We start from the raw sequence: 25,208 nt of genomic DNA on the forward strand, positions 1-25,208 counted from the left end.
GGTCCGATTCGGACCAAATGTTTCGCGCGCGAAACATTTGGTCAATCATGCTGACCTTTTTTGGAGAGGACGGAGTTCCGCCTTTCCACGGAAAGGCGGAGGCCTGCGGCGCGGGTATTGAGGACCAGAAAGAAGCGGCAGGACCAGCAAAGCCGACCTGCTTCTTTCTGGTTTCAAATACCCGGATTCCCCGGCAGCCCCGGGGGCGCGGCACTGGCTACTGCGCGGCGCGTTTGCGGACCCAGCCCAGAAACGCCGCATCCGGCACTCTGAGCCGCGGCGCACCGGAGCGCAGCCACATGGCGCGCCACTCCGCCTCCAGCGCATAGGCGTCGGCGCCGGGGATCAGGGCGCGGGCCTGCTCCAGCGTCTGCGGCTTCAGGCTGGGCGCATTCAGCACCGCCTCAGTCACCGCCCCCTTCTGGGAGAAGCGGATCAGATCGCCCTCCAGCTCCTCCAGCGCGTAATCCGGCAACGGCTGCGCCTCAATCATGTCGCGGATCATCTTGCGGAACACCCGGCGCGGTGACGCCGAGCCGGATTTCTTCAAGAGGGTTTCCACCGAGACCTGCCAGCTGTTCTGCCGTCCGCAATGCTTGCGCGCCAGCTCATAGATCCGCCGCTCCAGCGGTTTCCTGAGCCGGAAATAATCGCGGCTGAGCGTCAGCACCGATTTCGACAGCACCGCCCGGTACAGCCAGTCGCTGAGCGTCACCGCCACATTGACCATCTTTCCCCCGCGGGCTTTCCTCACGATCTCCCATTTCTCGATCAGCCCGAACCCGGTGGTGACCTCCTGGCCGCCGGTGACGATATTGGTGGTGATGCGGGTGCCGGCCAGCCGCTCAAACGCCTCGCGCAGGCGGCGGTAGGCATCGCCGGAGGTTTCCCGGTTGGTCGCCAGCAAGAGGTCATGCGCTTTCAGATGCAGGGTCCGGCTCACCTGGCGGCCGGCATTCAGCGCCGCCATCAGCTGGCTGATGCAGAAGATCAGGATGTCCTTGTCGTGGATCGTCGCCAGCCCTTTGACGGAGGGCGTCACGGTGATCTCAGCGCCATTGTGCTGGTAGTTCAGAATGCGCCGGTCCGGCCGGGTGCCCAGCGAGAACAGCGGATGCTCCATCGACGCCAGATCGTTTTTGGGGATCGCCCCGAAGATATCGCAGAGGAAAAAATCCCCCTGCCCTTCTGGCGGAATTCCCGCCGCTGTCAGCTCTGCTGCCATCTGCCTGCCCGTAATCTGCTCTGCCGGCCGCCGGATTTCTGCGAATCCTGTGCGGCTGTTTTATCGTGGTTTTGATTACGCTCACCCTAGGGTTATCCACAAGCCGCGGCAACGGGGGTTCGGAATCGCATTGTCGGGGGTTCGGAGTCGTTTGATCGGGGTTTCAGAGTCACTGCCCCGGAAAAATACTGCCCGATCGCCAATGAAAAAAGGGCTTTGCGCAGGCCCCTCGCTCTCTATAACTAATAAATAACTCATAATTAACAGGGCAGATTTTTTTGACCGCCCTGAACAGCCGCCGCTGAACCTGCCGCAACTGTTGAATTTGCTTAGAAAAATCAGGGGAGATGCGCATTCTGCTTCCATGTGCGGTGTTTTCTGATATCCTGCCAAAAAGGCAGCACATCAGGCTGCAGGGCAGCAAACAGCAGCATTCCACACCGGCAGGGCCGCAAGGCTCACACACAGCAGGCAGATCTTCATGGCGCGAGATATCCACAGGAAAGACCTTCCCCGGGCAAGCAGCAGCCTGCCCCCCTATTTCAGCATCGATCCCGATGCCGCCCTGGCGGATCTCGATGCCCCTGCCAGCACCGCGGGCTTTGCCGAGATCGCTGCCGCCTGTGCGCAGGGGCGCGCCGATCTGGCCAGCCGCGGCATGAACGAGGAGGGGCGCAAAGAGCTGCGGCTGTTCTCCACCTGGGAAATCACCCGCTATCTGATCCCGGTCGCCCAGGCCCATTTCCGCCGGGTGCTGAAGGCCAATCCCGATCTGCCCCAGGGCCGTTCGGAAACCGAAGGCGGCGCCAAGTGGTTTACCCTGGACGAGGTGCTGCGCTTGCGGGCGCATTTCGGAAGCCAGGGATCGAAAGCCAAGGAATACATCCCCTACCGCCCCGAAGGGCTGCCCGCAAAAATGGTCGCGGTGGCCAACTTCAAGGGCGGCGTCGGCAAGACCTCCACCGCGGCGCATCTGGCGATGTCGGCCGCGCTGGATGGCTACAAGGTGCTGGTGATTGATCTCGACAGCCAGGGCTCGATGACCTCGATCTTCGGCGGCCGGGTTGAAGACGAATGGCAAACCGCCTTCCCGCTCCTGGCGCGCCACTACGGCGAGCATCTGCGCATGGAGAACCAGCGCCGCCTGGACCGCGGCGATGCCCCCCAGCCGCTGGACGAAGCGCTGGATGCGGCGATGGAGATGACCGCTAGGGACGTGATCCAGGACACCCACTGGCCGAACATCGACCTGATCGGCGCGCAGCTCAATCTGTATTGGGCGGAATTCCAGATCCCGGTCTGGCGGATGGCGGCGCGCTCGTGGAAGTTGTGGGATGCGCTGACCGAGCGGCTGGAGGCGGACGGGGTGCTGGAGCAATACGATGTGATCTTCATCGACACGCCGCCCGCCCTTGGCTACCTCACCATCAACGGGCTGTCGGCGGCCGACATCCTCTTGGTGCCGATGGGCGCGTCTTTCCTTGAGTTCGACTCGACGGGCCGTTTCTTTGACATGCTGCATTCGACCTTTGCCTCGATCGAAGAGGGCGAGAACCTCGCTGCCCGCGCCCTGGGCCGGCCCGGTCTCAGCTTTGAGTGGGATGCGGTGCGCACCGTGATCACCCGCTACGACAGCGCCCAGCAGGGCGAGCTGGCGGCACTCATGCAGGCCTATATGGGCCGGGTACTGTCCCCCCACAAACAGGATTACACCGCGCTGATCGGTCAGGCCGGCGAACAGGTCAGTGGCATCTACGAGGCCGACTACCGCGACTTCAACCGCGAGACCTATGCCCGCGGGCGCGAAACCTTCGATGAAACCTACGCCGCCTTCAAGAAGCTCTTGATCGGGATCTGGCGGCGCGAGGCGTTGCAGGATGCGCAGGATCAGCGCGCGGCGGGCTAAGGCCCTAACAAGGAATTTCCGGCAGGATAGCAGCCCGGGGACAGGAAGACAGGTCAGGACAGGACATGGCAAAACGCAAACGGCTTTCCCCGGCGCAGACCGGCTACCTGACGGCGGCGCCCGCGGGCAAACCCGTCCTTGGCACCGCGTCCAGTGTGGGGGCCGCCCCGATTGCGCAGGTCGCCTCGGATGCTTCGGCTCAGGCGGCGCTGCAGGAGCTGTCCGGAGTGCTGGAAAACGCCCGTGCCAAGGGGCTGATGATCGAAGAGCTGCCGCTGGAGCGGATCGACGAAAACCACCTGGTGCGCGACCGCATCGAACAGGACGAGGAAGAGCTGCAGGCGCTGATGGCATCGCTGCGCGCCCGCGGCCAGCAGACCCCGGCGGAAGTGGTGCCGCTGGAAGATACATTCGGCGGGCGCACCCACGGCCTGATCTCCGGCTGGCGCCGCCTGACGGCCCTGCGCAGGCTCTACGCCGAGACTTCAGACCCTAAATTCGCTACGATCAAGGCGCTTGTGATCAAGCCCGACAGCGCCGAAGCGTCTTATGTGGCGATGGTCGAGGAAAACGAGATCCGGGTGAACCTCTCCCATTATGAGCGCGCCCGCATCGCTGTGCGCGCCTGTAAGGAGGGCGTCTTCACCCGCCGCAAATACGCGCTGCAGGCGCTGTTCGGCAATGCCACCCGCACCAAGCGCTCCAAGATCGGCAGCTTCGTCACCCTGGTCGAGGCGCTGGACGCGGTGCTGTTCTACCCGACGGCGATCAGCGAAAAACTGGGCCTGGCGCTGGTGCGCGAGATCGAAGCGGACGAAGGCTTTGCCACCCGCGCCACCCAGGCGCTGCAGGCTGCGGACCGCTCCAGTCCCGAGGCAGAGCTAGCGGTGCTGACCCGTCTTGCGGAGGGCAATACGGCCATTCCACCCAAGTTAGTGTCTGATACCCCCCCTGCCCCGGCTTATGACGCGGCTCCCAAACCGCCATCTCCGCCGGTGCCGCCGCTGGTCAGCCGCCCGCGGGTGCGCGATGTCTATGACTGGGACGCCGCCCAGCCCGGCGAGCGGATCTCGCTGCCGGCTCCGGGTGGTGTGAAACTGGGCTATACCCCCAGCGAACAACGTATCGAGATCAGCGGCCCCGGCGTCAACACCGCCCTGGTCGAGGCTTTGCAGGCCTGGCTGAAAAATCTCTGATCAGCGCCTGCCAGGCTTTCATCTTTCCCCAAATACTCCCGCCGGAGGCCACGGGCTTTTCCTCGGAAAAGCCCTTTTCAGTCTCTGATACCCGCCAGGAGCGCGACTCTGAATAAGGTCAGCATGGTTGACCAAATGTTTCGCGCGCGAAACATTTGGTCCGAACCGGACTTATTTTACGGCACCGTTCATCTGCCCCCGGCCCACCGCCACATAGCTCTCGAAACCTGCCTGTTTGGCGGATTTGGGCGAGTAAATATTGCGCAGGTCCGCCATCCGCGGCACCTCCATCTTGCGCGCCAGCTTCTTCAGATCCAGGGCGCGGAACTCGTTCCATTCGGTCAGCAGCACCACCAAATCGGCGTTCTGCGCCGCCTTATAGGGGTCCTCCTCCCATTTGACGCCGGGCAAAAGCGCCTCGCCCTCGGCCTTTCCTTGCGGGTCTACCACCCGCACCTTGGCGCCGCCGCCGACCAGGGCCGGCACGATGGTCAGGCTGGGCGCATCGCGCATGTCATCGGTATTGGGTTTGAAAGTGACGCCCAGCACCGCCACGGTCTTGCCGTTGAAGGACCCGCCGCAGGCATCGCGCAGCTTCTCCACCATCCGTGCCTTCACCTCGTCATTGACCCGCATCACCGTCTCGGTGATGCGCATCGGAAAGCCATGGTCCTGGCCGATCCGCGCCAGGGCGGCAGTATCTTTCGGAAAACACGAACCGCCATAGCCGGGACCGGCGTGCAGGAACTTATTGCCGATGCGGCCGTCGAAACCGATGCCGCGGGAGACCTCCTTGACGTCCGCGCCGACCCGCTCGCAGAGGCCCGCCACCTCGTTGATGAAGGTGATCTTGGCCGCCAGGAACGCATTGGCGGCGTATTTGATCATTTCGGCGCTTTCCAGATCGGTGGACAGGACCGGGTAGTCGCGCAGATAAAGCGGGCGGTAGATTTCTGCCATCACCTCGGCGGCGCGGTCGTTCTGCACACCAACCACCACCCGGTCGGGTTTCATGAAATCCTCGATCGCGGCGCCTTCGCGCAGGAACTCGGGGTTGGAGGCAACATCAAACTCGGCCTGCGGATTGGCCTTGGCGATCACCTGTTTCACCTGCCGGTTGGTGCCCACCGGCACGGTGGATTTGGTCACCACCACCGCATAGCCGGTGAGGGCTGCGGCGATCTCTTCGGCGGCGGCCATCACGTAAGTCAGATCCGCATGGCCGTCGCCGCGCCGGGTCGGGGTGCCGACGGCGATGAACACCGCCTCGGCGCCGTCAACCGCTGCCGCCAGATCGGAGGTGAAGCTGAGCCGCCCGGCGGCCACGTTCTTCTCCATCAGCTGGTCCAGCCCCGGCTCATAGATTGGCACCTCGCCCGCCTGCAGGCGGGCAATCTTGCCGTCGTCCTTGTCGACGCAGATCACGTCATGGCCGAAATCCGAAAAACAAACGCCGGACACCAACCCGACATAGCCGGTGCCAATCATTGCAATGCGCATGGAATGCCCTTTCCCCAAGCCCGTTCCGGCGGCTTGGCTGCCGCCATTGTTATGAGTTTAGAGGAATATACAGCGCCGGACAGGGCGCAAGCCGGTTTTTGTGCCGCCGCTGCAGAAGACGAAAATTAGGTCCGGTTCGGACCAAATGTTTCGCGCGCGAAACATTTGGTCAATCATGCTGACCTATTTGGCAAAGATGAATTCCGCCTTCCAAGGAAAGGCGGAGGCCTGCGGCGCGCGTATTTTGAAAAAGATGAAGGGGCGGGGAGGGCGGGGCACTCAGGCGCGGTAATAGTCCCGGTACCAGGCGGCGAAACGGGCGACACCTTCCTGGACGCTGACCAGGGGCTGATAGCCGGTCAGCTGGGTCAGAAGGCTGGTATCGGCCCAGGTGGCGGGCACATCGCCGGCCTGCATCTCCATCATGTTTTTCTGCGCTTCAATGCCAAGGGCCGCCTCAAGTGCCGCGATATACTCCATTAGCGGCGTGGGCTGGCTGGCACCGATATTGACCACCCTGAAAGGCGCCACCGGGCTGAGGCTGTCCTGCTCTGAGACCGGCTCCTCGCTCGGCACCGCCGCGATCAGCCCGGTGATGCCGGTGACCAGATCGTCGATATAGGTGAAGTCGCGGCTCATGCGGCCATGGTTGTAGACGTCGATCGGCTGGCCTGACAGCATCGCCTTGGTGAATTTGAACAGCGCCATGTCGGGCCGGCCCCAGGGGCCGTAGACGGTGAAAAACCTGAACATGGTGACGGGCAGGGCGTAAAGATGGGCATAGGAATGCGCCATCGATTCATTCGCCTTTTTGGTGGCGGCATAAAACGACATCTGGTGGTCGGCCTGCTGGCGTTCTTCAAACGGCATTTGCGTATTGGCGCCGTAAGCCGAGGAGGTGGAGGCCATCAAGAGATGCGCAGGCGGACGGGCGCGGGCGGCTTCCAGAAGTTCAAAGACACCGATCAGATTGGCCTCAAGATAGTCGCGCGGCGCGTCAATGGAATGGCGCACCCCGGCCTGGGCCGCCAGGTGGATCACCGCATCCGGTTTGTGGTCCTCAAACAGGCCCATCAGCCGGCCGGGGTCTTCCAGCCTGCCGATGACGGGGGTGAAGCCCGGGGTCTGCGCCAGCATCGCATGGCGGCGCTGCTTCAGCGTCACGTCGTAATAGGGCGACAGGCAATCCAGCCCGATGACCCGCCAGCCTGCCGCCAGCAGCTGTGCTGCCAGGTGATATCCGATGAAGCCGGCCGAACCGGTGATGAGAGCTGTTTGCATGGGTCTTAGGTGGCGGCTTCCTGCCGGTCTGTCAAACGCTTTGGCAGGCGGAAAGAGAGCGGAAAGGCGGGCAGGGGAAGGCGAACAGGGGTAAAGGATTTGACAGCGGCGGGGATTTATGAGCTTTCGGACCCGCATATTCGGCCTCAGTTATCAGCGGCCTCAACGACCATCAGTCAGGCAAGGAGCCCCCGGTGAATACAGCACAGGCAATCGGCACAGTTGCAGCGGAACCGGCGGGAACCGGGAGCGGGCAGGGCGCTGAGCGTGGGGCCGGGCGGCTGGTGGCGGTGGTGGTGACTCACAACCGGCTGGACAAGCTCAAGGCGACGGTGGCGCGGCTGTTGGACAGCCCGGGCCATGAGCTGGCGGCGCTGGTGGTGGCCGACAATGCCTCGACCGACGGCACTTCTGAGTGGCTGGCGGCGCAGGAGGATCCCAGGCTGGATATCTGCACCAGCACTGAAAACCGCGGCGGCGCCGGCGGCTTTGAGATGGGCATGCGCCGGGCGATGGAGCAGCACGCGGCGGATTGGCTGGTGGTGATGGATGATGATGCCTGTCCTGCACCCGGCGCCCTTGCGGCCTTTCATGCCCGGCCCCGGCCGCTGGACACGGCGCTGGCGGCGGCGGTCTATTTCCCTGACGGGCAGATCTGCGAGATGAACCGGCCCTCGGTGAACCCGTTCTGGAACCCCTCGGTCTTTCTGCGCACGCTGCTGAAAGCGCGGAACGGCTATCACATTCCCTATACGGCGTATGAGGCTCCGGCCCCGATGCCCATCGATCTCACCTCCTTTGTCGGGCTGTTCCTGCCGCGGCGGATGGTGGAAGCGGCCGGCTATCCGGATCCGGGGCTGTTTCTGTACGGCGACGATGTGATTTACACGCTGGGACTGCGGCGGCGCGGCGAGACGATCCTGTTCGACCCGGCGCTGCGGTTCGAGCATGACTGCTCGACCTTTCAGAATGACCGGCACCGGGTGTTCCGCCCGTTATGGAAAGTCTATTACGCCTACCGCAACGGGCTGATGATGTACCGCAGGGCGGCGGGCCTGCTGTTCTGGCCGCTGCTTTTGGTGGTGCTGCTGAAATGGCGGCTGACCGCGCGCCGCTATGGCACGGGGCAGCGGGCCGCCTATCTGCGGCTGCTGCGCCACGCGGCCTGGGACGGGGTGCGGGGCAGGACCGGGCGCTCCCATGCCCGGGTGCTGGAGCTGGCGGGCGAAGACTGATCTTCGCCCTTGCCTCCTGCCTCTTGCCGCCGGCCTCAGCGGTTCAGGATATCTCGGTGAAAGCGGCCCATCAGGATCAGCCCCAGTGCAAACAGGATCAGGCTGGCGGCCAGCACATAGGTCACGCTGACGTAAGCGGCGGTATAGCTGGGGTAAAACCCGCTGCGCATCAGCCCAGTGATATGCATCAGCGGGTTGAACCACAGGATGTCCTGCGCCAGCGGCGGCAGATCCTCATAAAGAAACAGCACGCCTGAGGCCAGGAACAGCGGCCGGGTGATCACCGACCAGGCCACGTCCCACAGCGGGTAGAGCCCCATCAGCACGCAGTTCACCGTGCCGACCCCCAGCCCCAGCAGAAGCGAGAGCACCATAGCCAGCACTGCGGGCGGCAGATCCAGCACCGCGCGGCTGTCGGTCACCGCATAGACGCCGCCGATCAGCAGGAAGGTGATCAGGATACCGGTCAGGCTGTTCAGCAGGAACCGGGCCAGCACCGCGTCCAGCCAGGTGACAGCCGGAAATTTCAGCAGCGGCTTGGAATAGGCAATCGCCCGGCCGGTGGTGGCTGAAATGCTTTGGTAGAGATTGAAGGGCAGAAAGCCGGTAGCGTAGAACAGCAGGAAGCTGGTGCCCAGCGACGGAGTGCGGATCACCAGAGAAAAGCCGATCGCCAGGAACAGAATGGCCGCCATCGGTTCGAGAATAGCCCAGAGATAGCCGCCGGGGGTGCGCCCGTAGCGGGTCGACATCTCCCGCAGCACCAGAGCGGCCACCGTGCGCAAGGTGGCAAAGCGCCGGGCGCGCCCGGCGAGGGGCGGTTGGGCCGGGTACTGGGCAGGAGACTGGGCCGGGGGCAGGGCAGGGGCCGCTGCAGGCGTGGTTCTGGTCATGAATACCCATTGTGAATATGCGCTGTGCAGGCGATAATATGAAAGAAAGACGAGGCAATTACAAACGGCTGCAGGCCGGGGTAAGCAGATTATGACACAGGATCACCCGGCGGCGCGGCAAAAGGCTGCCGCCCAGTTCCGTACTGGCCGGAAAGCCGCAGACAGGGACGCCCCGGCCGCAGCGGTGCCCGGCGGCACGGAACAGGCCCGGCCCGCTGCAGAGGCCGGCCCCGCAGAACAGCTGTCCGGAGCGCCCAGCCGCAAGAGCCGCGGCAAAGGCGGCAAGCTCAAGCGGCTGCGCCGCAAGGTCCAGGACGCCGAAAGAGCCCAGGCGCTGCTGGCGCAGAAAGCCGACAGCCTGGAGGCGCAGATTGCTGAAACCCCGGCCTACCCGGTGGCGCGGCCTGCCCATGTCAAGACCCGCCACCGCGGCGTGATCGCCAGCTTTGCGGCATTGGTGCTGCTGCCGCTGGCAGCGGCGGTGCTTTATCTGTTTGCGGTGGCCGAGGATCAATATGCCTCCACTGCCGGTTTCACCGTGCGCAGCCAGGAAAGCTCCGGTGCCAATGAGCTGTTGGGCGGGCTGGCCAGTTTTGCCGGCAATACCACGGCCTCGGATAGCGACATTCTCTATGAATTCATCCAAAGCCAGGAAATGGCCGAAGCGGTCAATGCCCGGGTGGACCTGCGCGGCCATTACAGCCAGTACTGGCCGGCCGACTGGGTCTTTTCAATCTGGCCCGATGCAACGCTGGAGGAGCTGGTCTGGTTCTGGCACCGGGTGGTGCGCATTTCCTATGACAGCGGCTCGGGCCTGACCGAAGTGCGGGTCACCGCCTTTGACCGGGACACTGCCCGGGCGGTCAGCCGCGCCATCGTCGACGAAAGCCAGATCCGCATCAATGCGCTGAACGAGCAGGCGCGCGCTGATGCGATGCGCTATGCCGAGGCCGATCTGATGGAGGCGGTGGAGCGGCTGAAGCTGGCGCGCGAAGAGCTGACCCGGTTCCGCACCCGCACCCGCATCGTCGACCCCGAGGCCGATATCCAGGGCCGCATGGGGGTGATGAACAACCTGCAGCAGCAGCTGGCCGAAGCGCTGATTGAATACGACCTGCTGGCAGGCACCGTCAGCCCGGGCGATGTGCGCCTCAAACAGGGGCAGCAGCAGATCGAGGTGATCCGCGACCGCATCAATATCGAACGCCAGACCTTTGCCTCCAGCAATACCGACACCGGCGGCGTCGGCGAGGATTACCCCTCGCTGATCTCGGAGTTCGAGCGCCTCACGGTGGACCGGGAGTTTGCCGAGGAGACCTACCGCGCGGCGCTGACCGCGCTGGAGGTGGCGCGCGACGATGCCGCCCGCCAGAGCCTGTACCTTGCGACCTATATCACCCCGACCCTGGCCGAGGAGCCGGAATACCCGCGCCGCTATGTGCTGAGCGCATTGGCCGGGCTGTTTTTGCTGCTGGGCTGGTCGATCGGGGTGCTGATCTATTATTCGATCCGCGACCGCAGCTGAGAGGCCGCATATGATCCGCTTCGAAAACCTGACCAAGAGCTTCCGGCTCAAGGGCGAGCGCAAGGTGGTGATCGACAACCTGAACCTGACGCTGCCGCCGGGGAAATCCCTGGCGCTGCTGGGCCGCAACGGGGCCGGAAAGTCGACGCTGCTGCAGATCATTGCCGGCACCATGCGGCCCGACCACGGCCGGGTGGTGTCAGAGGGCAGCATCTCCTGGCCGGTGGGGCTGGGCGGCTCGTTCCACCGCGATCTGACCGGCGCCGAGAATGTCCGTTTCATCGCCCGCATCTACGGGGTGGACACCCGCGATCTGGTCAATTTTGTCGGCGAGTTTGCCGAGCTGGGCAAATTCTACCACATGCCGATGCGCAGCTATTCCTCCGGCATGCGTTCGCGGCTGACCTTCGGCGCCTCGATGGGGATCCGCTTCGACACCTATCTGGTCGATGAGGTGACGGCCGTGGGCGACCGCTCGTTCAAGCGCAAGAGCCGGGCGGTCTTTGCCGACCGGATGAAGCATTCCAGCGCCATCATGGTCAATCACTCGATGGCGCAGATCCGCCAGTTCTGCAATGCCGGGCTGGTGCTGGAGGCCGGGCGGATCCGCTATTACGACGATCTGGACGCGGCGATTGCCGCGCATGAGGCGATGCTGGACTGATCCGGCATCGCCTCATGGCGCCTCAGGCCTTTGCCGGGTCCGGGACCGGGCTGGGGATCGGGCCTGGGACCGGGTCGGCGGCCAGGGTTTTCTCCCAATAGGGTTTGCTGGCCATCTCCGCATAGCCGCTGCGGTAGACCGCTTTCAGGCGGCTGTGATCGCGGCGGAAGGCGGCCAGGGTTTTGGCCATGCGCCAGGCCAGGCTGAAGAAGCGCCGCTTTGAGTGGGTGACGGTATAGCCCTTGCTGCCATCGGTGTTGAGATAGGTGAGCCGGGCGCCGCCGAAGGCCGGGAACACCAGGCCGCGCTCGCCGATATTCAGCACCATCCGGTCGCCGATCGTCTTCCAGAACGGCACCAGATGGCCATTCAGGGTGAACAGGCCCAGATAATGCCGCAGGCGGCGCGGCAGGCGGCTGAAGCGGCGGCGCTCAGCGGTGCTGAGGGTCTCTGCCGGCTGCCAGGCTTCGTCTTTGATCAGCGCCTTGATGTCGGCGCGGCGCGCACTCATGTCGATGTTCTCGTCAAAGAACTGCGGCCCCTGCATCACATCCTGCCAGGCCAGAAGCTGTGCTTCGGCGCTGTCGTATTTGCAGCGCAACAGCGAGCGCAGCATGAAGCGGAGGGCGATTTTGGCGGTGCCGAGCGGGCTGCGCTCCAGCTCTTCGAACACCAGATGGTGGATCAGGTGGTTGCGCAGATCCAGATACAGCGTCTGGGCGCTTTCCTTTTCGGTGAAATCATCCTGGAAGGAGACCACCCCGTTCAGGGTGAAGATGTTGAAATCATTGGCCAGCGAAAAACTGATGTCATCGCCGCGCACAAAGAACGGGAACGGGTGGCGGGCGGCCTGGGCGATGGGGAAGGCGAAGAACCACCAGCCGCCGTAAAGGGTGCTGGGGGCAGAGCGGGCGGAGCTGAATTCCATATCGATGACCTGGCCCGGGTTGCGCAGGTCGAGCCCGTTGTAGAGCGGGCGGCAGGAGCCGTCGAACCAGGCACCGTTTTCCCACATGCACCATTTGTGGGTGTTATTGATCATCGCGCCTGCCAGCGCGGCCTTGGGGTCCCGCGCCAGCGCCAGGAAAGTATAGGCGCGGGCGATGTTTTCCATGTGGAAGGAGGCATCGTCATCCATGAACAGGCAATGGCTGCAGCCGCGTTTGCCGGCCTCCAGAAGCCCGCGGGCAAAGCCGCCTGCACCGCCGAGGTTGCGGTTCGGGTAGGGGGTGACTTTGTCGCTGGCAGCGATGCCGGCGCTCTGGCCGTTGTCGACCACCTGCACGTGGATATTGGCGCTGTGCTCGAATTCTTCCAGGAAATGTTCGAGCCGGGCCACGGTTGTCTGCACCTCCTGCTCGCGCTGGAAGGTGGTGATGGAGACCGCAAGCTGCGGCAGGGCGTCCGGCACGGCGGCGGTGGCAAAGCGGCCGCCGGTCAGGGTGACCTCGTCCCCCAGCGCCAGCACCTCGGCATAGAGCACGCCCTCGATGCCGGGGCCTGCAAATTCCGACAGGTCGATCTGATAGGGGGCGCCTTCCGTCAGGTCGGCGATGTCGCAATAAACCACTTCCCAGGACCGGCTGGGCTGGGCCAGGGTGATTTTGATTTCGGCTTTGCCGCTGCCGGTCAGCTCGGCAAACAGCGTGTCGAACGCGCAGCCGCTGTTCCATTTTCCAAGGCTGAACAGGTTGAAATAGGTGTCAAACCTGACACAGGCCCCGCGGGACAGGGTGTAATGCCCGGTGCTCTGGGAAAAACCGGCCGGGCCTTGAACATGGCAATAAAGATCCTGTTCGGTGCAGATGCCTGGCTCGGGGGTGATGAAATTCTGCAGAGTGATCATGCGGGGGATTCCTTGGGGCCCGGAAACCGGGGTGCGGGCGTATAAACGGTTACTGGCACAAGTCTTGCTGCAGATCTGTGACAAAGCTTTGCAGCGCCGGCGAGGGCAGCTGGGCGGGGTCCAGGCTTTCCAGCAGGCGGATGGCCGCCTGGCGTTCGGGCACCGGGCGGGTTTCGCGCATCCCGTCGAGGGCCGGGAAAAAGGCCGCCTGGCCGGTGAGGCTGCTGAGGTAGCTGTGCACCGGGGCAAAGGCCTCGGCAAGCTGGCTGCGCAGGCTGCTGCCGAACAGTTCCACATCGCGGTTGGGCACCGGCAACTCGCCGGCGGGAAGCTTCAGGAAGACCTCCCGCAGCGCTTTTGCCTCCTCGGGCGGCAGGCGGTGATTGCCCCGGCGGATGATCTCATAGGCGGCGCGCGGCAGCCCGTGGTTGGACGGGCCCTTGTGCGGCAGATTTTCCGGGAAGGCACAGCCAATTTGAGCGGTGAAATCCTGCACCGAGCCGCCGGCCGCCAGGATGCTGTCGTAGTTGCGGATATGCAGCCGGGCATTGCTGAAGATACGGGTCCAGGGCTCCACCATCTTGCGGTAATCGAAATGGATGGTTTTGGTGCTTGCCAATGCCGCGCCGCCGTCCAGGGGTTTCAGTTTGTGGCCGAAGCGCAGCCGCTGGCTGAACCAGGAGGCCATGTATTCATCGGGCCGCCGCAGGGCGCAATACAGTTCCTGTTCGGCATCGGGAAACAGATCGCGCAGCTTACTTATCAGCTCTTCGTGCTTGGCGCCGAAGTTGGCAAAAACCTCGGAGCACAGGATGACGGTGTGCGGCTGCAGCACGCTGACCTGGTTGCGGATTGTGCTCAGCATCGCGGGCAGGCCGGGCAGGGCGCCGTGCCAGGGCGGGGTGCCGCCGCCATGCTTGCTGGCCAGCATCCGGAAGCCAAGCGCATTATGCGGCTCGCGCAGGTTCATGCAGCCAAGGTCCGGCGCGTCCTGGCGGCCAAGCGCCTGGGCCAGAAGATGCGACATGCCCTCGCTTTCCACCGCAGGGTAAAGAATGCCATGCCGCAGCAGCTCCAGGGTGTTGCGGGCCAGATAGGCCTGCAGCGCAGTGGAGCCGACCTTGTGGTGGCCGAAATAGATAATGACTTTCATACCGGACCCGATAACTGAGGTGCTCTGGTTCGCCTATTCGGCAGCGGAGGCAGGCTGCAGGGCGTCTTCGGCATCGCGGACCCGCTTGCCATGCAGGAAGGCGGGCCAATTGACCTCTCCGGCGTCCAGCAGCCCGCTGATCATCCCGGCCATGAGGGTCAGCCCGTGCAATTCGGACGGCGGCAGGTGATCGGCCGGGACGGCGGACTGCGGTTTGGCGATGGCTTTTTTCACGGCCGTGTGCAGCTCGTTCTGCATCAGCGGTTCGCCGCTAAAAAACATGCGGTCCATATTGCGGGCATCCTCCAGGTAGCTGTCGCGAAGAGTCTTCGCCAGAGCGCGGTGCAGCTGCAGCCTGGTGCGCGCAGGGGCCGGCGGCAGATGCCCTGCCAGGCGGGAAAACTCCCAGCCGACCTTGAGCCTGAGGTCTTTGGGCTGGTGCAGCAGCGCCTTCTGCAGCACCTTCAGACGCATCAGATCCTCCAGGCAGAGCGATTCATTGGCCTGGCTTTCGCCGCTGATGGTGAAGGCAAGGCCGCCAAAGGCGTGATGAATGAAATCGCTGACCACGTCGCCCTGATAGAGCTGGCTGCGGATCATCGGGCGCAGGGTGAACCGGTCTGCGAAATGTTCCCGCCAGGCGGCAAACCGCGGCAGGTAGATGAATTCTCCGACCTCCTTGCGCCGGGCCGCAAAGTTGTCCAGATCCGAGCGCAGGGCGCGTGGGGTGCCGACCTTGATGCGTTCGGCAAAACTGGACAGGATGCGGGCCGCATGAGGGCGCACATAGCCGATGATGCGGATCTCATCGGCAGCGTCGGCAAAGAAGGTGCCGGCAATCTCGTGAAACAGTGCTGCCGGGACGGTTTCCAGGGCCTCAGCCGAGACAAGCGCGAAATCGGCCTTTGATGTCTGGATCTGCGCGGCCAGCTTCTTGAAGGGCCTGGCGGCAGCCTGCCGGGCTTCCGGGGTCTCCGCCTTGCCGTAGGCCCGGCACTGCGCCCCCAGGGTATTGCTGGCCAGCCGGGCCGGATAAAAGACGCTGTGCCCGTCCAGCGTCAGCTGGCCTTTGGCAAAGGCCAGCTGAACCGAGGTGGAGCCGGTTTTGTGATCGCCGATGTGAAAAATCAGGGTCTTGCGGCGGGGACGTTCTGAGGCAGGCATATGAGTGCCGGATCCTGTGTTTGGTGCGGGTTTCAAGGCTGTGGTGTAGGGGATTTCCGGGCTATAGACAATCGCCGTCCCGGTTGTGCTTGCGGCCGCAAGCGTATTTGCGCGCCAAGCTGCCGGGCGGGCTGCGCGCCGGGTTGCGCTGAGCGGGAAAACTGTGCAGAGAACCGCAGGTTGCATCAGGCGGTTTGGCGGCCCCGGCAATTTGACAGCGGCATTTCAGGTGATTTGATTATGGCATTGCAATTCTTAAGGGCCGGCCTGCGCGCCCTGGCAGAGAGACGGCGGCGGCAAACCGGGCCGAAGGATACCAGGGTGGAAAACACCAGGGCTGAAAATACCGGGCCTGAACACTCTGGGCCTGAGGCTGACGGGCCTGAATACGCCGGGCCGGCGCCGCGGCTATATGTCTTCGGATCCTCTTCGTCAGAGGTTTTCGATTACATCTTCGGCGCCAGCCGGCGCTACCGCAGCTATTGGGCCGGCGGCTGGTCTGCCCGGGGGCTGCGGAAGGACGCGAACCGGGGCTATGTGCTGAACTGCCTGCGGCGGGCCCGGCCGCAGGACATCATCTTCCTGCACTACGGCGTGGTGGATGCAGCCTTCAGTTCGGGCTACCGCATGGACCGCGGGGATTTCCTTGATCCCGAAAGCTTTTGCCGGGAGGCCGCCGACGGGGTGCGGATGCTGGTGCAGGACCTGCGTGCGGCGGGCTTCAGCAATATCTATACGGTGGCCGTCGGCGCCCCCTGCCGGGTGCCGGAGCGGTATTTCCGCAAACGGTTCAAGCTGCTCGGGCTGCCGCCGCGCTATCAGGCACAGCTTTTGAACCGGATCAACCAATTGATCAGCGGGTTTTGCGACCGGCGGGATCTGACACCGGTTCTGGGGGATGAGCACGGGGTGCTGAAGCGGGAATACCACCGGGCCAAGCCGAATCACCATGCCGATTATGTCAGGATCCAGGAACTGGTCTGGGAGGGGATCCGGGATATTCCCGGTCTGCCGCCGCGCCGCGCGGATTGGCGCACGGCGCTTTATAAAAGCGGTGTGCGCGGCGGGGTCGGCAAGAAAATCAGAGCGGAAAACTACCGGGCGGCCAATCTGAAGCGGTTCGAGCCCGCAGCGGCCTTGCCGCGGGAGAAAGCCCTGGCCGAGGACGCATAAGGCGGGATTGCGGAAAACTGCCGGTCTGCCGGGCGGATACGCAGGCAGCCGGGTTGCCACAGGGGCGGGCAGTCCGTTAGCAGTGGGCGCGAAATGCAGAGATGGGGTCATGGCCCGGCAGCCTTGGACAAAACGTTGATTGGTATGATTGCAGCCCGGTTCAGAAAACACCTCCGCGCCCGTTTGAGTTCGGCCTTGCTGGCGCTTCGTGCGGGCAGGGTGCGGGCCTGCCGGCCGCAGGCTGCGGCTGAGGCCCGGCTTTATGCATTTGGATCCTCGTCCTGCGAACTGTTTGACTACATCTTCGGAACCAGCAGCCGCTACCGCTCCCATTGGGCCAGCGGCTGGTCGGCCCGCGGTTTCCTGAAGGCGGAGAACCGCAACTACGTGCTGGCCTGCCTGCAAGGCGCCAGCAGCGATGACATCATCTTTTTGCAATACGGCAATGTGGATGTGCAGTTCAATGCGGCGCACCGGATGCGGCTGGGCGATTTTCTGGATCCGGCGGGGTTTTGCGCCGAGGCGGCGGAGGGGCTGCTGAAGATGGCAGCGGATCTGCGGGCGGCAGGGTTCAGCAGGGTCTATTGCATCTATGCCGGGCCGCCGGTGCCGCTGCCGGGCTGCTATTACCGCAAAGGCTTCGGCCTGCCCGCGGTCCCGGCCCGGTTTCAGGCGCAGATGTTCCGCGAGATCAACCGCTTGCTGGCAGGCCGGGTTGCACTGGTGGATATGAGCGATGTGCTGGCTGATGAGCACGGCCTTCTGAAAGAGCCGTTCCGCCGTCCGTTCCCGGATCACCACGCGGATTACACCCGCATCCAGGAGCCGGTTTGGGCGCGCATCCGGGACATTCCGGGGATGCCGCCGCGCCGGGCCGAGTGGCGCAGCCAGCTGTATCCGCATTGCCCGCGCGGGATCAGCAGACTGATCAGCAGGGCCGATCTGCGGCCGGCCGATATCGCCGCGCGCGAGGCGCTGGGGCTGCACCCGAAGCTGCGCGGACGCTGCCGGCCGGATGCGGCAGAACGTGAAATGACAGGGGCGCCGGCTTGAGGCCCCCAGGGAATATGAGAGGACAGGACTAATGGCGGCAGGTAATTTTCTGATGGTGGGCGCAGGGCTTTCGGGGGCCGTGATCGGGCGGCATCTGGCCGAGGCCGGGCACCGGATCACCGTGATCGACAGCCGCCCGCATGCCGGCGGCAACTGCCACACCGAGCGCGATGCGGACACCGGCGTGATGGTGCATGTCTACGGGCCGCATATCTTCCACACCGATGACGCTGAAGTCTGGGACTATGTGAACAGTTTCGAGAGCTTCATGCCCTATAAGAACCGGGTGAAATCCACCACCCGCGGGCTGTCGGGGCAGCAGGAAGTGTTCTCGCTGCCGGTGAACCTGCACACCATCAACCAGTTCTTCCGCAAGACCCTGCGGCCCGAAGAAGCGCATGATTTCATCGTCAACGAACAGGCCGATACCTCGATTGAAAACCCCGAGACCTTCGAAGAGCAGGCGATGCGCTTTGTCGGCAAGGATCTCTATGAGGCGTTTTTCAAGGGCTACACCATCAAGCAATGGGGCATGCACCCTTCCGAGCTGCCGGCAAGCATCCTGAAGCGGCTGCCGGTGCGCTTCAACTATGATGACAATTACTTCTTCCACCAGTTCCAGGGCATGCCGGAGAACGGCTATACCGCGATGATCGAGAAGATCCTCGATCATGACAACATCACCGTTCAGCTGGAGACCGCGTTCACCGCTGAAATGGGCGAAGGCTTTGACCACGTGTTCTATTCCGGGCCGCTGGACGGCTATTTCGGTTATGAGCTGGGACGCCTCGGCTACCGCACCCTGGATTTTGAGCGCTTCACCCATCAGGGCGACTACCAGGGCTGTGCGGTGATGAACTACGGCGAGGAAGAGGTGCCTTTCACCCGCATCACCGAGCACAAGCATTTCAGCCCCTGGGAGGATCACGAAGGATCGGTTCTCTACCGTGAGTTCTCGCGGCTGGCGGAGCCCGGCGACATTCCCTATTACCCGGTGCGCCAGGTGAAGGAGAAGGAACTGCTGGCCGCTTATGTGAAGCTGGCGGAGGAAACCCGCGGCGTCACCTTTGTGGGCCGCCTGGCCACTTACCGCTACCTGGACATGGATGTGACCATCCGCGAAGCCCTGGACGCCGCCCGCGGCTTTGCCGCCTGCCTGGAGCGGGGCGAAGCCGCGCCGGCCTTCTTTACCGCGCCGTTGTGAGGTCTGCGTTGCGGGCCACAAAGGCCCGCAGTTGTGCCCGGTCCTCTGCATCCAGAAGGCTGGTGCGGGCCCAGCCTTCCGGCCCGGCACCAGTGCGGATTTCACAGAGTCCTTCGGTGCCGGTGGAAAATATCTGCTGCAGTTCCGCGCGCTCGCTTTCGATGTGCCGGGTGATGGCCGCAGCGGTGTCCGCGCTGATATGCAAGCTGGTGCCGCGGCGGTTTGATGTTTCCGGCGCGCGGCAAAAATCCGTGTCCAGCAGCTGCGGGCGCAGCCGGGCGTAGCTGTCCTGATCTGTCAGGGTCTGCACATATTCCAGCTCTGCAAGCTTGCGGTTGCTGACCCGGCGGTTGCGCCGTCCTGCGGCCTCCGGAGCCGACAGGCCCAGCAGGCTGCAGAAATCCCCCAGCATATCCGGCTGCGCGAGATCCAGCGGTTCGATCGACCGCAGCATCAGAACCTCAGGCGGGAAATGCGCCATCAGCATCCGGGCATAGCGCAGATTGGAATAGAGCGGAAACCCCCGGCTGTCTTCGAAACAGCTGAGGAATTTTTCGATCGAGGGCGCGCCATCGGCGTAGAATCTGTGCCGGTTGATCTGGAACAGCCCGGCCCGGATATATTGCGCGTAGCAGGATTCCGCAAAATCATAAGGATTGCGGAAATAGGCCACAATACGGACCTGCCAGCCCGGCATCTGCGCCTGCAGGGCCTTGTAAAGCGGCAGCAGGTTGCTGCCGGGAAAGGCATTGGCCCAATGTTCGCAGGACAGCACTATGCGGCTGCAGTCCTGGTCAAGAGCTTCGGCGGTGATCCGGGCCAGCGCTTGGGGCAGCATCTTTGGCGGCAGCTTTGCCAGCGGCAGATGGTTGCGGTAGCCATCCGTGCTGCGCCAGGCCTGGGGGTAGCAGACGCCGTGAGCCTGATGAACGGTCCCGGCCGCTGCCATGTGCCGCTGGATGGTTGTCGAGCCGCATTTGGGCAGGCCGATGTGCAGCCAGGTCTGGCGCGCGGACGGATCGCTGCGGACCGCAGGTGCCGCATCCGGAACGGCTGCCGGGGGAGGTGCGGCCTGCTGCTGGGCGGCGGCAAGGAGGTCGCTTTCACACTGGGCGAGAAAGGCCATAACCGGTGGCGGCGCTTCGGCGGCAAAGAAGGCCTGGGCTTGGCGGGCGAGTTCGGGGCGCAGCTCTGGCTGGATGAAACGGCCGATCCATGCCAGCAGCCCGGCTGTAAAGCTGTAAAAGGGGAGGGCAAAGATGCTGAGATTCCCACGGTTGCGCAGTTCTGCGGACACGCGGGACAGGGCAGTAAAAACCTGCAGCCGCTCCGGGCCGTTGCGGTTGGTCAGCCGGTCCTGGCCTGGCGCAACGTAATGCATCACCCCGACCCGGTCGCTGGCCAAGATGGTCTTGGCGTTGAGAAAGCTGCGCCAATGCAGCTCTACGTCATTGTGGACCGCGATTTCGGTGCAGCGGATGGCGTGTTCCCGCAGGAAGCCGGTGTGGTAGATTTTGTTCCAGGGGTAATTCGCCGTCTGGCACAGGCTGGCGGCGGCGGCGGGGGACACCTCTGACAGGGCGCCTACATCCGTTCCGGCAGTGCGCCACAGGGCCTGGTCTGCGGGCATTTGCCCCCAGTAGCCATCGGCGCCGCGGCGGCTGTCGTGGTGCTGGAATATACAGAAGTCAAACTCCCGGCCGTCCAAATCCCGCAGCAGATCCGGCAGTTCGCGCAGCGGCAGATCATCGGCATCAAGGAACAGCACATGATCCGTGGCCGCATGCGGGAGCGCCAGGTTGCGGGCCGCCCCGGCGCCGCGCGGGCAGTCCTGGCGCAGCAATGTGATGCGCTCCGGCGGCAGGCCGGCTGCAGCGGGCAACGGATCAAAGGCAATCGCAGGCTCTGAGCCGTCGTCAGCGATGATGACATGGCTGGCGAACTCCAGCTGCCGGATATGCTGCAGCAGGCGGTGCAGGGGAGCTTCGTCATTATGTACAGGGATAATGACAGTCAGATTCATACGATGAACAGGCGCAGGTCGTGCAGATCCAGGCGGAAGCTGTGTGCGGGCAGGAACAGAATCAGCTCGCGCCAGGGGGCTTCTGGCGGCAGGTCCGGCTGCAGGCTGATTTGCAGGGCGTCCAGGTGGCTGGAGGCCTCGGGGTGGGCCAGAATGCGTTTGGTGAAGAAGCAATCGTCAAAGCCGCCTTCGCTGCGGCCCGAGCGGATGCAGGCGCGGATCGCCTCGATCGATGGTGCGGTGCTGCGGCAGGCAATGCCGAGGAGACCAGCCTGGGACATGCTGATGCCGCCGAGGTCCATATGCAGCCCGAACCAGCTGCCCTCGCTGCCGGCGGTGACCTCCAGTTCCAGCAACCGCCCGGCCGGGGAGCGCCACTGGCCGCGTGCTTTGAGCGCGGGATCGGCGTGCAGGGTGATTCCCGGCTGGATCTCACTATGCTCGGCAATATCTCCGCTGGCCTGGCTATCTCGCAGAATCTGCAGGGCGTAATTCAAATTTGCTTCTGGTCCGGCCGCAATATTATCGGTCATTACTGGTGCCTCAGATATCTACCCGTCGAACACTTGTAGTGCCGCGTCCGCTTTGGTTTGTCCATCTGGAAAAGAGGGCGTAAAGCAGGGCGGCCTGGTGCGCGCGCGGACTGCGGTTGAACAGGGGAAGCCAATGCAAAAAGAACTCGGGTTGCTGCAAGGCTGTATATCGGCGGCACGGGCCCTGGCCGGGCAGCAGCCGGAATACGAGGCCGGCGCGGTTTTGCACCGGGCGCTGGAGCAGGCGCAGGAACAGGGCGAGGTCCTGGAGCTGGCGGCCGCGGCGCTGGACCTGGCCGAGCCTGACTGCGCTGCTGCGGCGCTGGCGCGGCTGCCGCAGGCGGCGCCCAGGCAGGCGCTGCAGCGGCGGGCAGAGCGGATGTTCTCCCTGGCCAAGCTGTCGCAGCCGGTGCCGCCAAGGGGCTGGGCGCCGGTGCCTGGGCGTGTGGCCTATGTGCTCTATAGCAGCCTGCCCTGGATCTCGACGGGGTATGCGGTACGGTCGCAGCGGCTGGCGCAGGCACTGCGCGGGGCCGGAGCGGATCTCCATTGCCTGACCCGCCCAGGGTTTCCCTGGGATGAGGATCCGGCCGCGCTGTCGGCTGATATGCCGCTGGACAGATCTTTTGACGAAGAGATCGCAGAGGTGCCTTACCTGCGCAGTCCTGAGCCGCAGTTCGGCAGTTGGCAGAGTTACCCGGCCTATGTGCGCGGCAGCGCCGAGGCGCTGACGGCGCGCTTCCTGGATTTGCGGCCGGCGGTTGTGATGGCGGCGTCAAATCATGCCTGCGCGCTGCCCGCGCAGATCGCTGCCCGGCGCCTGGGGTTGCCCATGGTCTATGACATGCGCGGCTTTTGGGAGCTGAGCCGGGCCGCCCGGGAGCCGGGGTTCCTTGGCGCGCCGCAGTACCGTTATGAGCGCTGGCTGGAAACCCAGGCGGCGCGGCAGGCGGATCACGTATTTGCCTTGTCGCAGCCGATGCGCCAGGCTTTGATCCGCCGCGGGGCAGCGGCGGAGCGGGTCACCTTCTTGCCGAACGGCTGCAATCCGGACAGTTTTGGCCCGGCGGGCCGGGGGCAAAGGCTGGCGGCAGAATTAGAGTTGCCGGAAGGGGTTCCGGTCATCGGCTATGCGGGCAGTTTTCCGGCCTATGAGGGGCTGGAGGATCTGCTGGCAGCCGCTGCCGGGCTGAAGGCCGGAGGCCATCATTTCCGGCTCTTGCTGGTGGGGGATGAGAACGGCACCGGGCTGCGGGGCACGCCGGTGACGCAGGCCCTGCGCCGTCAGGCTGCGAAGCTGGGGTTGGGAGACTGGCTGATCCTGCCGGGCCGGGTGCCTTTTGAGCAGGTACCGGACTGGCTGGATCTGTTCGACATCTGCGTCTTTCCCCGCCGCCCGCTCTTGGTGACCGAGATGGTTGCGCCATTGAAGCCGGTGGAGGCGATGGCGGCCGGCAAGGCCATTGTGCTGTCCTCGGTCGGGGGGATGCAGGGGCTGTTGAAGGATGGCGAGAGCGGGCTGGTCTTTGCCAAGGGGGATACCCCGGGCCTGCAGCGCCAGTTGGCCAGCCTGCTGGAGGACCCGGAGCTGCGCATCCGGCTGGGAGCTGCCGCGCGTTCTCGGGCGCGCCGTCAGTACTCCTGGAGCAGCATTGCTGGCATCATGAGAGATAAGCTGGAAGGCTTGGCTGGCGGAGCCAAGCTATAAAGTACTGGTGGAAGGGGGGCGTTTCAGCGCGCAGGGAATGCAGCCAAAGAAGGCCGGTCAGTGATATTGCAAACCTTATACATGCTGGCATGCACGGCCAGCCACGGTATTGGGGCCGCAGCTCATCCTGAATTTTAGTATCCACTCATAGGAGCAAACCCTCCGGTTTCCAGCCGAAACCGCTTTAGCGTGAAAGAATCCGGTTATGGCCTTACCCTTGGAATATGATACCGGCAAACACTGCGTTTTCTACTACCGCTATCATATCGTGCGGTCCACCAAATACCGCTACAAGGTGCTGCGCGGGGCGTTGCGTCTGCGGGTGCGCGACATTTGCCGCCAGGTCTGTACTGAGAACGGTGTCAGCATCTTGCACGGGGTGCTGTCGGGCGACCACGTGCATATGCTCGTCTCCGTGCCGCCCAAGCTCGCCATTTCGGATCTGGTGCGTAAGATGAAGGGCCGTTCGTCTTACCAGGCGCAGCGGGAATTTCCTGCGATCCGCAGACGCTATTGGGGCTGCCGGTTCTGGGGGCGGGGGTATTTTTCAACCACCAACGGAGCGATCACTGAAGACATGTACTTCAGTACCTGGAAAACCATATCGCCGATCCCACCGGCGCCAGCCGGTAGTCGTTCCGTCAAGCACGCTTAAGCTTCTGCGAGGCTTGACGTAAAGGCGCAGTCACTTTCCAGGATGTGCTATGCTCCAGTGCTTGCACCCGTTCCGCAAATTGGTCGCGTTGATGTGTTGCCGCGCTTAGCTGTTCCTTCAGCAAAGCTATCTCTTTCTGGGTCGCCTCGCGTTCCGCACGCAGCGTGTCAGTTTCCTTTGTTATGGCTTGAATTTCAAGGCCGAGAGTTGCGATGTCGGTGTAACGTTCGCTTAGGGTTTCTTCCTGCTCCAAGAGTAGTTTACGGAGGTCTATGGTCTCTTTTTCCAGGGCTGGAAGGCGATGTCTGAGGCTCTTCAATTCTTCATGCAGCAGATCGTTTTCCTGCCGCGCTTCCGTGAGGTCTCTGTGCAGCTTGGGCAGCGTCTCGTCCTGATCTGCCCGGGTTTTCAGTTTCGCTTGTGTCTTTTGCAGTTCCGCAGTGCTAAGTGCTGCGCTTTGACGCGCCTGGATCAGCTCGGAGGCGGTATGCTCTAGTTCGGCGGTTTTGCTGTGCAGCTCACCCAAGTGCCTGAAGATTGTGCTTGCAGCCATAAAACCAGAGTGCCCGGGTTGGAGTTGCACTAGTCTTAGCAGCCGTTCGGAATGATTGCTGCCGTGCAGGACGATACTGGCGCTCCCGTGCTGCCAGAGCGTGAAATCCTCATCTTCTGCTGCGAAGGCAGCGTGAAAGGCCTCAGCGGCGTCGGCTTCCGGGGCATGCAAAAACAAGATTACGCCGCGCGCTGATAGCTGAGGTAGCCAAGCGTTGCGCAACGCATCTATCAATGCCTTCGACGCTGGTTTGTTGATGACAATCAGGTCGGCTTTGCTGCTGTGGGGCAGAAAGTTAGGAGTTTCTCCTGATGCCTTAACGAAATCCGAAAAGTCTACGTAGTTCCGTTTGTTAAAGTTGACGGTTTCATCGCTGACAGAAACGGGTTCTACGCCGAAGCACAGGCTGTCCAACCCAAGTTTGTCCACGGCCTGGCAGAGCGCAAAGTGAGGCACTGCATCCGCCACTCCCAAAGTGACCGCAATGCGCGGCCGGGCGGCTTCGGTCAGCCAGAACAGCAGCGGAATGTGGCAGAGGACGGGAGAGGTTTCCAGATAGCGCGCGCGCCAGAACAGGGAGCGGCTGGCCAGCGGTGTGAGGATATCCGTTCCTAGCTGCTGGACGCTGTTCGCGTGGGAAGCCTTCAGGCTGTGCGTTATGTCCTGGTGCAATTCGGACTTATCGGCGGATCTCATCGGCGGACCTGTTCAATAGTTA

Annotated in this window: 19 protein-coding genes and 1 pseudogene; 10 read left to right on the plus strand and 10 right to left on the minus strand. The window is 63.5% G+C overall.

Features of this window, described 5'->3' with window-relative positions; translation table 11 throughout:
* Positions 1-217: 217 nt before the first annotated feature.
* Positions 218-1,225 (minus strand): replication initiator protein A, encoded by a 1,008-nt coding sequence (locus tag A2I95_RS15800; RefSeq protein WP_291730876.1) that lies wholly within the window; start codon positions 1,223-1,225, stop codon positions 218-220.
* 481 nt (positions 1,226-1,706) lie between these two features.
* Between A2I95_RS15800 and A2I95_RS15805 the strand changes: the two genes are divergently transcribed.
* Both A2I95_RS15805 and A2I95_RS15810 read left to right on the plus strand, forming a co-directional pair.
* A complete protein-coding gene (locus tag A2I95_RS15805; RefSeq protein WP_291730878.1) occupies positions 1,707-3,131 on the plus strand; it encodes an AAA family ATPase in 1,425 nt (474 codons plus the stop codon).
* A 65-nt stretch (positions 3,132-3,196) separates the two neighbouring features.
* Positions 3,197-4,327: a ParB N-terminal domain-containing protein gene (locus A2I95_RS15810; RefSeq protein WP_291730881.1), complete on the plus strand. Its 1,131-nt coding sequence runs from the start codon at positions 3,197-3,199 to the stop codon at positions 4,325-4,327.
* A gap of 171 nt (positions 4,328-4,498) precedes the next feature.
* Here A2I95_RS15810 and A2I95_RS15815 read toward each other — a convergent pair whose 3' ends face one another.
* Both A2I95_RS15815 and A2I95_RS15820 read right to left on the minus strand, forming a co-directional pair.
* Positions 4,499-5,827, minus strand: a complete 1,329-nt coding sequence (locus tag A2I95_RS15815) for a UDP-glucose/GDP-mannose dehydrogenase family protein (protein WP_291730883.1) — start codon at positions 5,825-5,827, stop codon at positions 4,499-4,501.
* 279 nt (positions 5,828-6,106) lie between these two features.
* Entirely contained in the window at positions 6,107-7,108 is a 1,002-nt protein-coding gene (locus tag A2I95_RS15820) for an NAD-dependent epimerase/dehydratase family protein (RefSeq protein ID WP_291730885.1), read from the minus strand.
* Positions 7,109-7,302: 194 nt separating this feature from the next.
* Here A2I95_RS15820 and A2I95_RS15825 point away from each other — a divergent pair, with 194 nt between their 5' ends.
* Positions 7,303-8,343, plus strand: a complete 1,041-nt coding sequence (locus A2I95_RS15825; RefSeq protein WP_291730887.1) for a glycosyltransferase — start codon at positions 7,303-7,305, stop codon at positions 8,341-8,343.
* A gap of 35 nt (positions 8,344-8,378) precedes the next feature.
* On the opposite strand, the gene A2I95_RS15830 is transcribed toward A2I95_RS15825, so the two are convergent.
* Positions 8,379-9,236 (minus strand): ABC transporter permease, encoded by an 858-nt coding sequence (locus A2I95_RS15830; RefSeq protein ID WP_291730889.1) that lies wholly within the window; start codon positions 9,234-9,236, stop codon positions 8,379-8,381.
* A gap of 91 nt (positions 9,237-9,327) precedes the next feature.
* On the opposite strand from A2I95_RS15830, the gene A2I95_RS15835 reads away from it, so the two are divergent.
* Positions 9,328-10,761, plus strand: coding sequence for a sugar transporter (locus tag A2I95_RS15835; RefSeq protein WP_291730891.1), 1,434 nt, complete (start codon positions 9,328-9,330; stop codon positions 10,759-10,761).
* Positions 10,762-10,771: 10 nt separating this feature from the next.
* The gene (locus A2I95_RS15840) at positions 10,772-11,425 is read left to right on the plus strand and encodes an ABC transporter ATP-binding protein (RefSeq protein ID WP_291730893.1); all 654 of its coding nucleotides are present in this window, start codon (positions 10,772-10,774) and stop codon (positions 11,423-11,425) included.
* Positions 11,426-11,447: 22 nt separating this feature from the next.
* Here the strand turns inward: A2I95_RS15840 and A2I95_RS15845 are convergent, their stop codons facing one another.
* Genes A2I95_RS15845 through A2I95_RS15855 form a run of 3 tightly spaced genes read right to left on the minus strand, consistent with a single transcriptional unit; the run spans position 11,448 to position 15,588 of the window.
* On the minus strand, positions 11,448-13,271 hold the full coding sequence (locus A2I95_RS15845) for a hypothetical protein (protein WP_291730895.1): 1,824 nt from the start codon (positions 13,269-13,271) through the stop codon (positions 11,448-11,450).
* 49 nt (positions 13,272-13,320) lie between these two features.
* On the minus strand, positions 13,321-14,424 hold the full coding sequence (locus A2I95_RS15850) for a hypothetical protein (RefSeq protein WP_291730897.1): 1,104 nt from the start codon (positions 14,422-14,424) through the stop codon (positions 13,321-13,323).
* A gap of 33 nt (positions 14,425-14,457) precedes the next feature.
* Positions 14,458-15,588, minus strand: a complete 1,131-nt coding sequence (locus tag A2I95_RS15855; RefSeq protein ID WP_291730899.1) for a hypothetical protein — start codon at positions 15,586-15,588, stop codon at positions 14,458-14,460.
* A gap of 321 nt (positions 15,589-15,909) precedes the next feature.
* On the opposite strand from A2I95_RS15855, the gene A2I95_RS15860 reads away from it, so the two are divergent.
* The 3 genes from A2I95_RS15860 to glf all read left to right on the plus strand — a co-directional run bounded on the left by A2I95_RS15860 (position 15,910) and on the right by glf (position 19,018).
* The gene (locus tag A2I95_RS15860) at positions 15,910-16,761 is read left to right on the plus strand and encodes a hypothetical protein (RefSeq protein ID WP_291730901.1); all 852 of its coding nucleotides are present in this window, start codon (positions 15,910-15,912) and stop codon (positions 16,759-16,761) included.
* A 195-nt stretch (positions 16,762-16,956) separates the two neighbouring features.
* The gene (locus A2I95_RS15865; RefSeq protein ID WP_291730902.1) at positions 16,957-17,814 is read left to right on the plus strand and encodes a hypothetical protein; all 858 of its coding nucleotides are present in this window, start codon (positions 16,957-16,959) and stop codon (positions 17,812-17,814) included.
* A gap of 31 nt (positions 17,815-17,845) precedes the next feature.
* Positions 17,846-19,018, plus strand: a complete 1,173-nt coding sequence (gene glf, locus A2I95_RS15870; RefSeq protein WP_291730904.1) for a UDP-galactopyranose mutase — start codon at positions 17,846-17,848, stop codon at positions 19,016-19,018.
* Here glf and A2I95_RS15875 read toward each other — a convergent pair.
* Complete coding sequence (locus A2I95_RS15875; protein ID WP_291730906.1) at positions 19,002-21,041, minus strand: glycosyltransferase family 2 protein; 2,040 nt, start codon at positions 21,039-21,041, stop codon at positions 19,002-19,004. The two genes, glf and A2I95_RS15875, sit on opposite strands and share 17 nt — an antisense overlap.
* Positions 21,038-21,574: a hypothetical protein gene (locus A2I95_RS15880; RefSeq protein WP_291730908.1), complete on the minus strand. Its 537-nt coding sequence runs from the start codon at positions 21,572-21,574 to the stop codon at positions 21,038-21,040. The genes A2I95_RS15875 and A2I95_RS15880 overlap by 4 nt, the downstream gene beginning before the upstream one ends.
* A gap of 133 nt (positions 21,575-21,707) precedes the next feature.
* On the opposite strand from A2I95_RS15880, the gene A2I95_RS15885 reads away from it, so the two are divergent.
* Both A2I95_RS15885 and tnpA read left to right on the plus strand, forming a co-directional pair.
* The gene (locus tag A2I95_RS15885) at positions 21,708-23,282 is read left to right on the plus strand and encodes a glycosyltransferase (protein ID WP_291730910.1); all 1,575 of its coding nucleotides are present in this window, start codon (positions 21,708-21,710) and stop codon (positions 23,280-23,282) included.
* 217 nt (positions 23,283-23,499) lie between these two features.
* Positions 23,500-23,915: pseudogene (tnpA, locus tag A2I95_RS15890) on the plus strand (IS200/IS605 family transposase).
* Between the two features lie 8 nt (positions 23,916-23,923).
* Here tnpA and A2I95_RS15895 read toward each other — a convergent pair.
* Positions 23,924-25,186 (minus strand): hypothetical protein, encoded by a 1,263-nt coding sequence (locus tag A2I95_RS15895; protein ID WP_291730912.1) that lies wholly within the window; start codon positions 25,184-25,186, stop codon positions 23,924-23,926.
* Positions 25,187-25,208 lie beyond the last annotated feature (22 nt).

The organism is Leisingera sp. F5 (genome assembly GCF_001593695.1).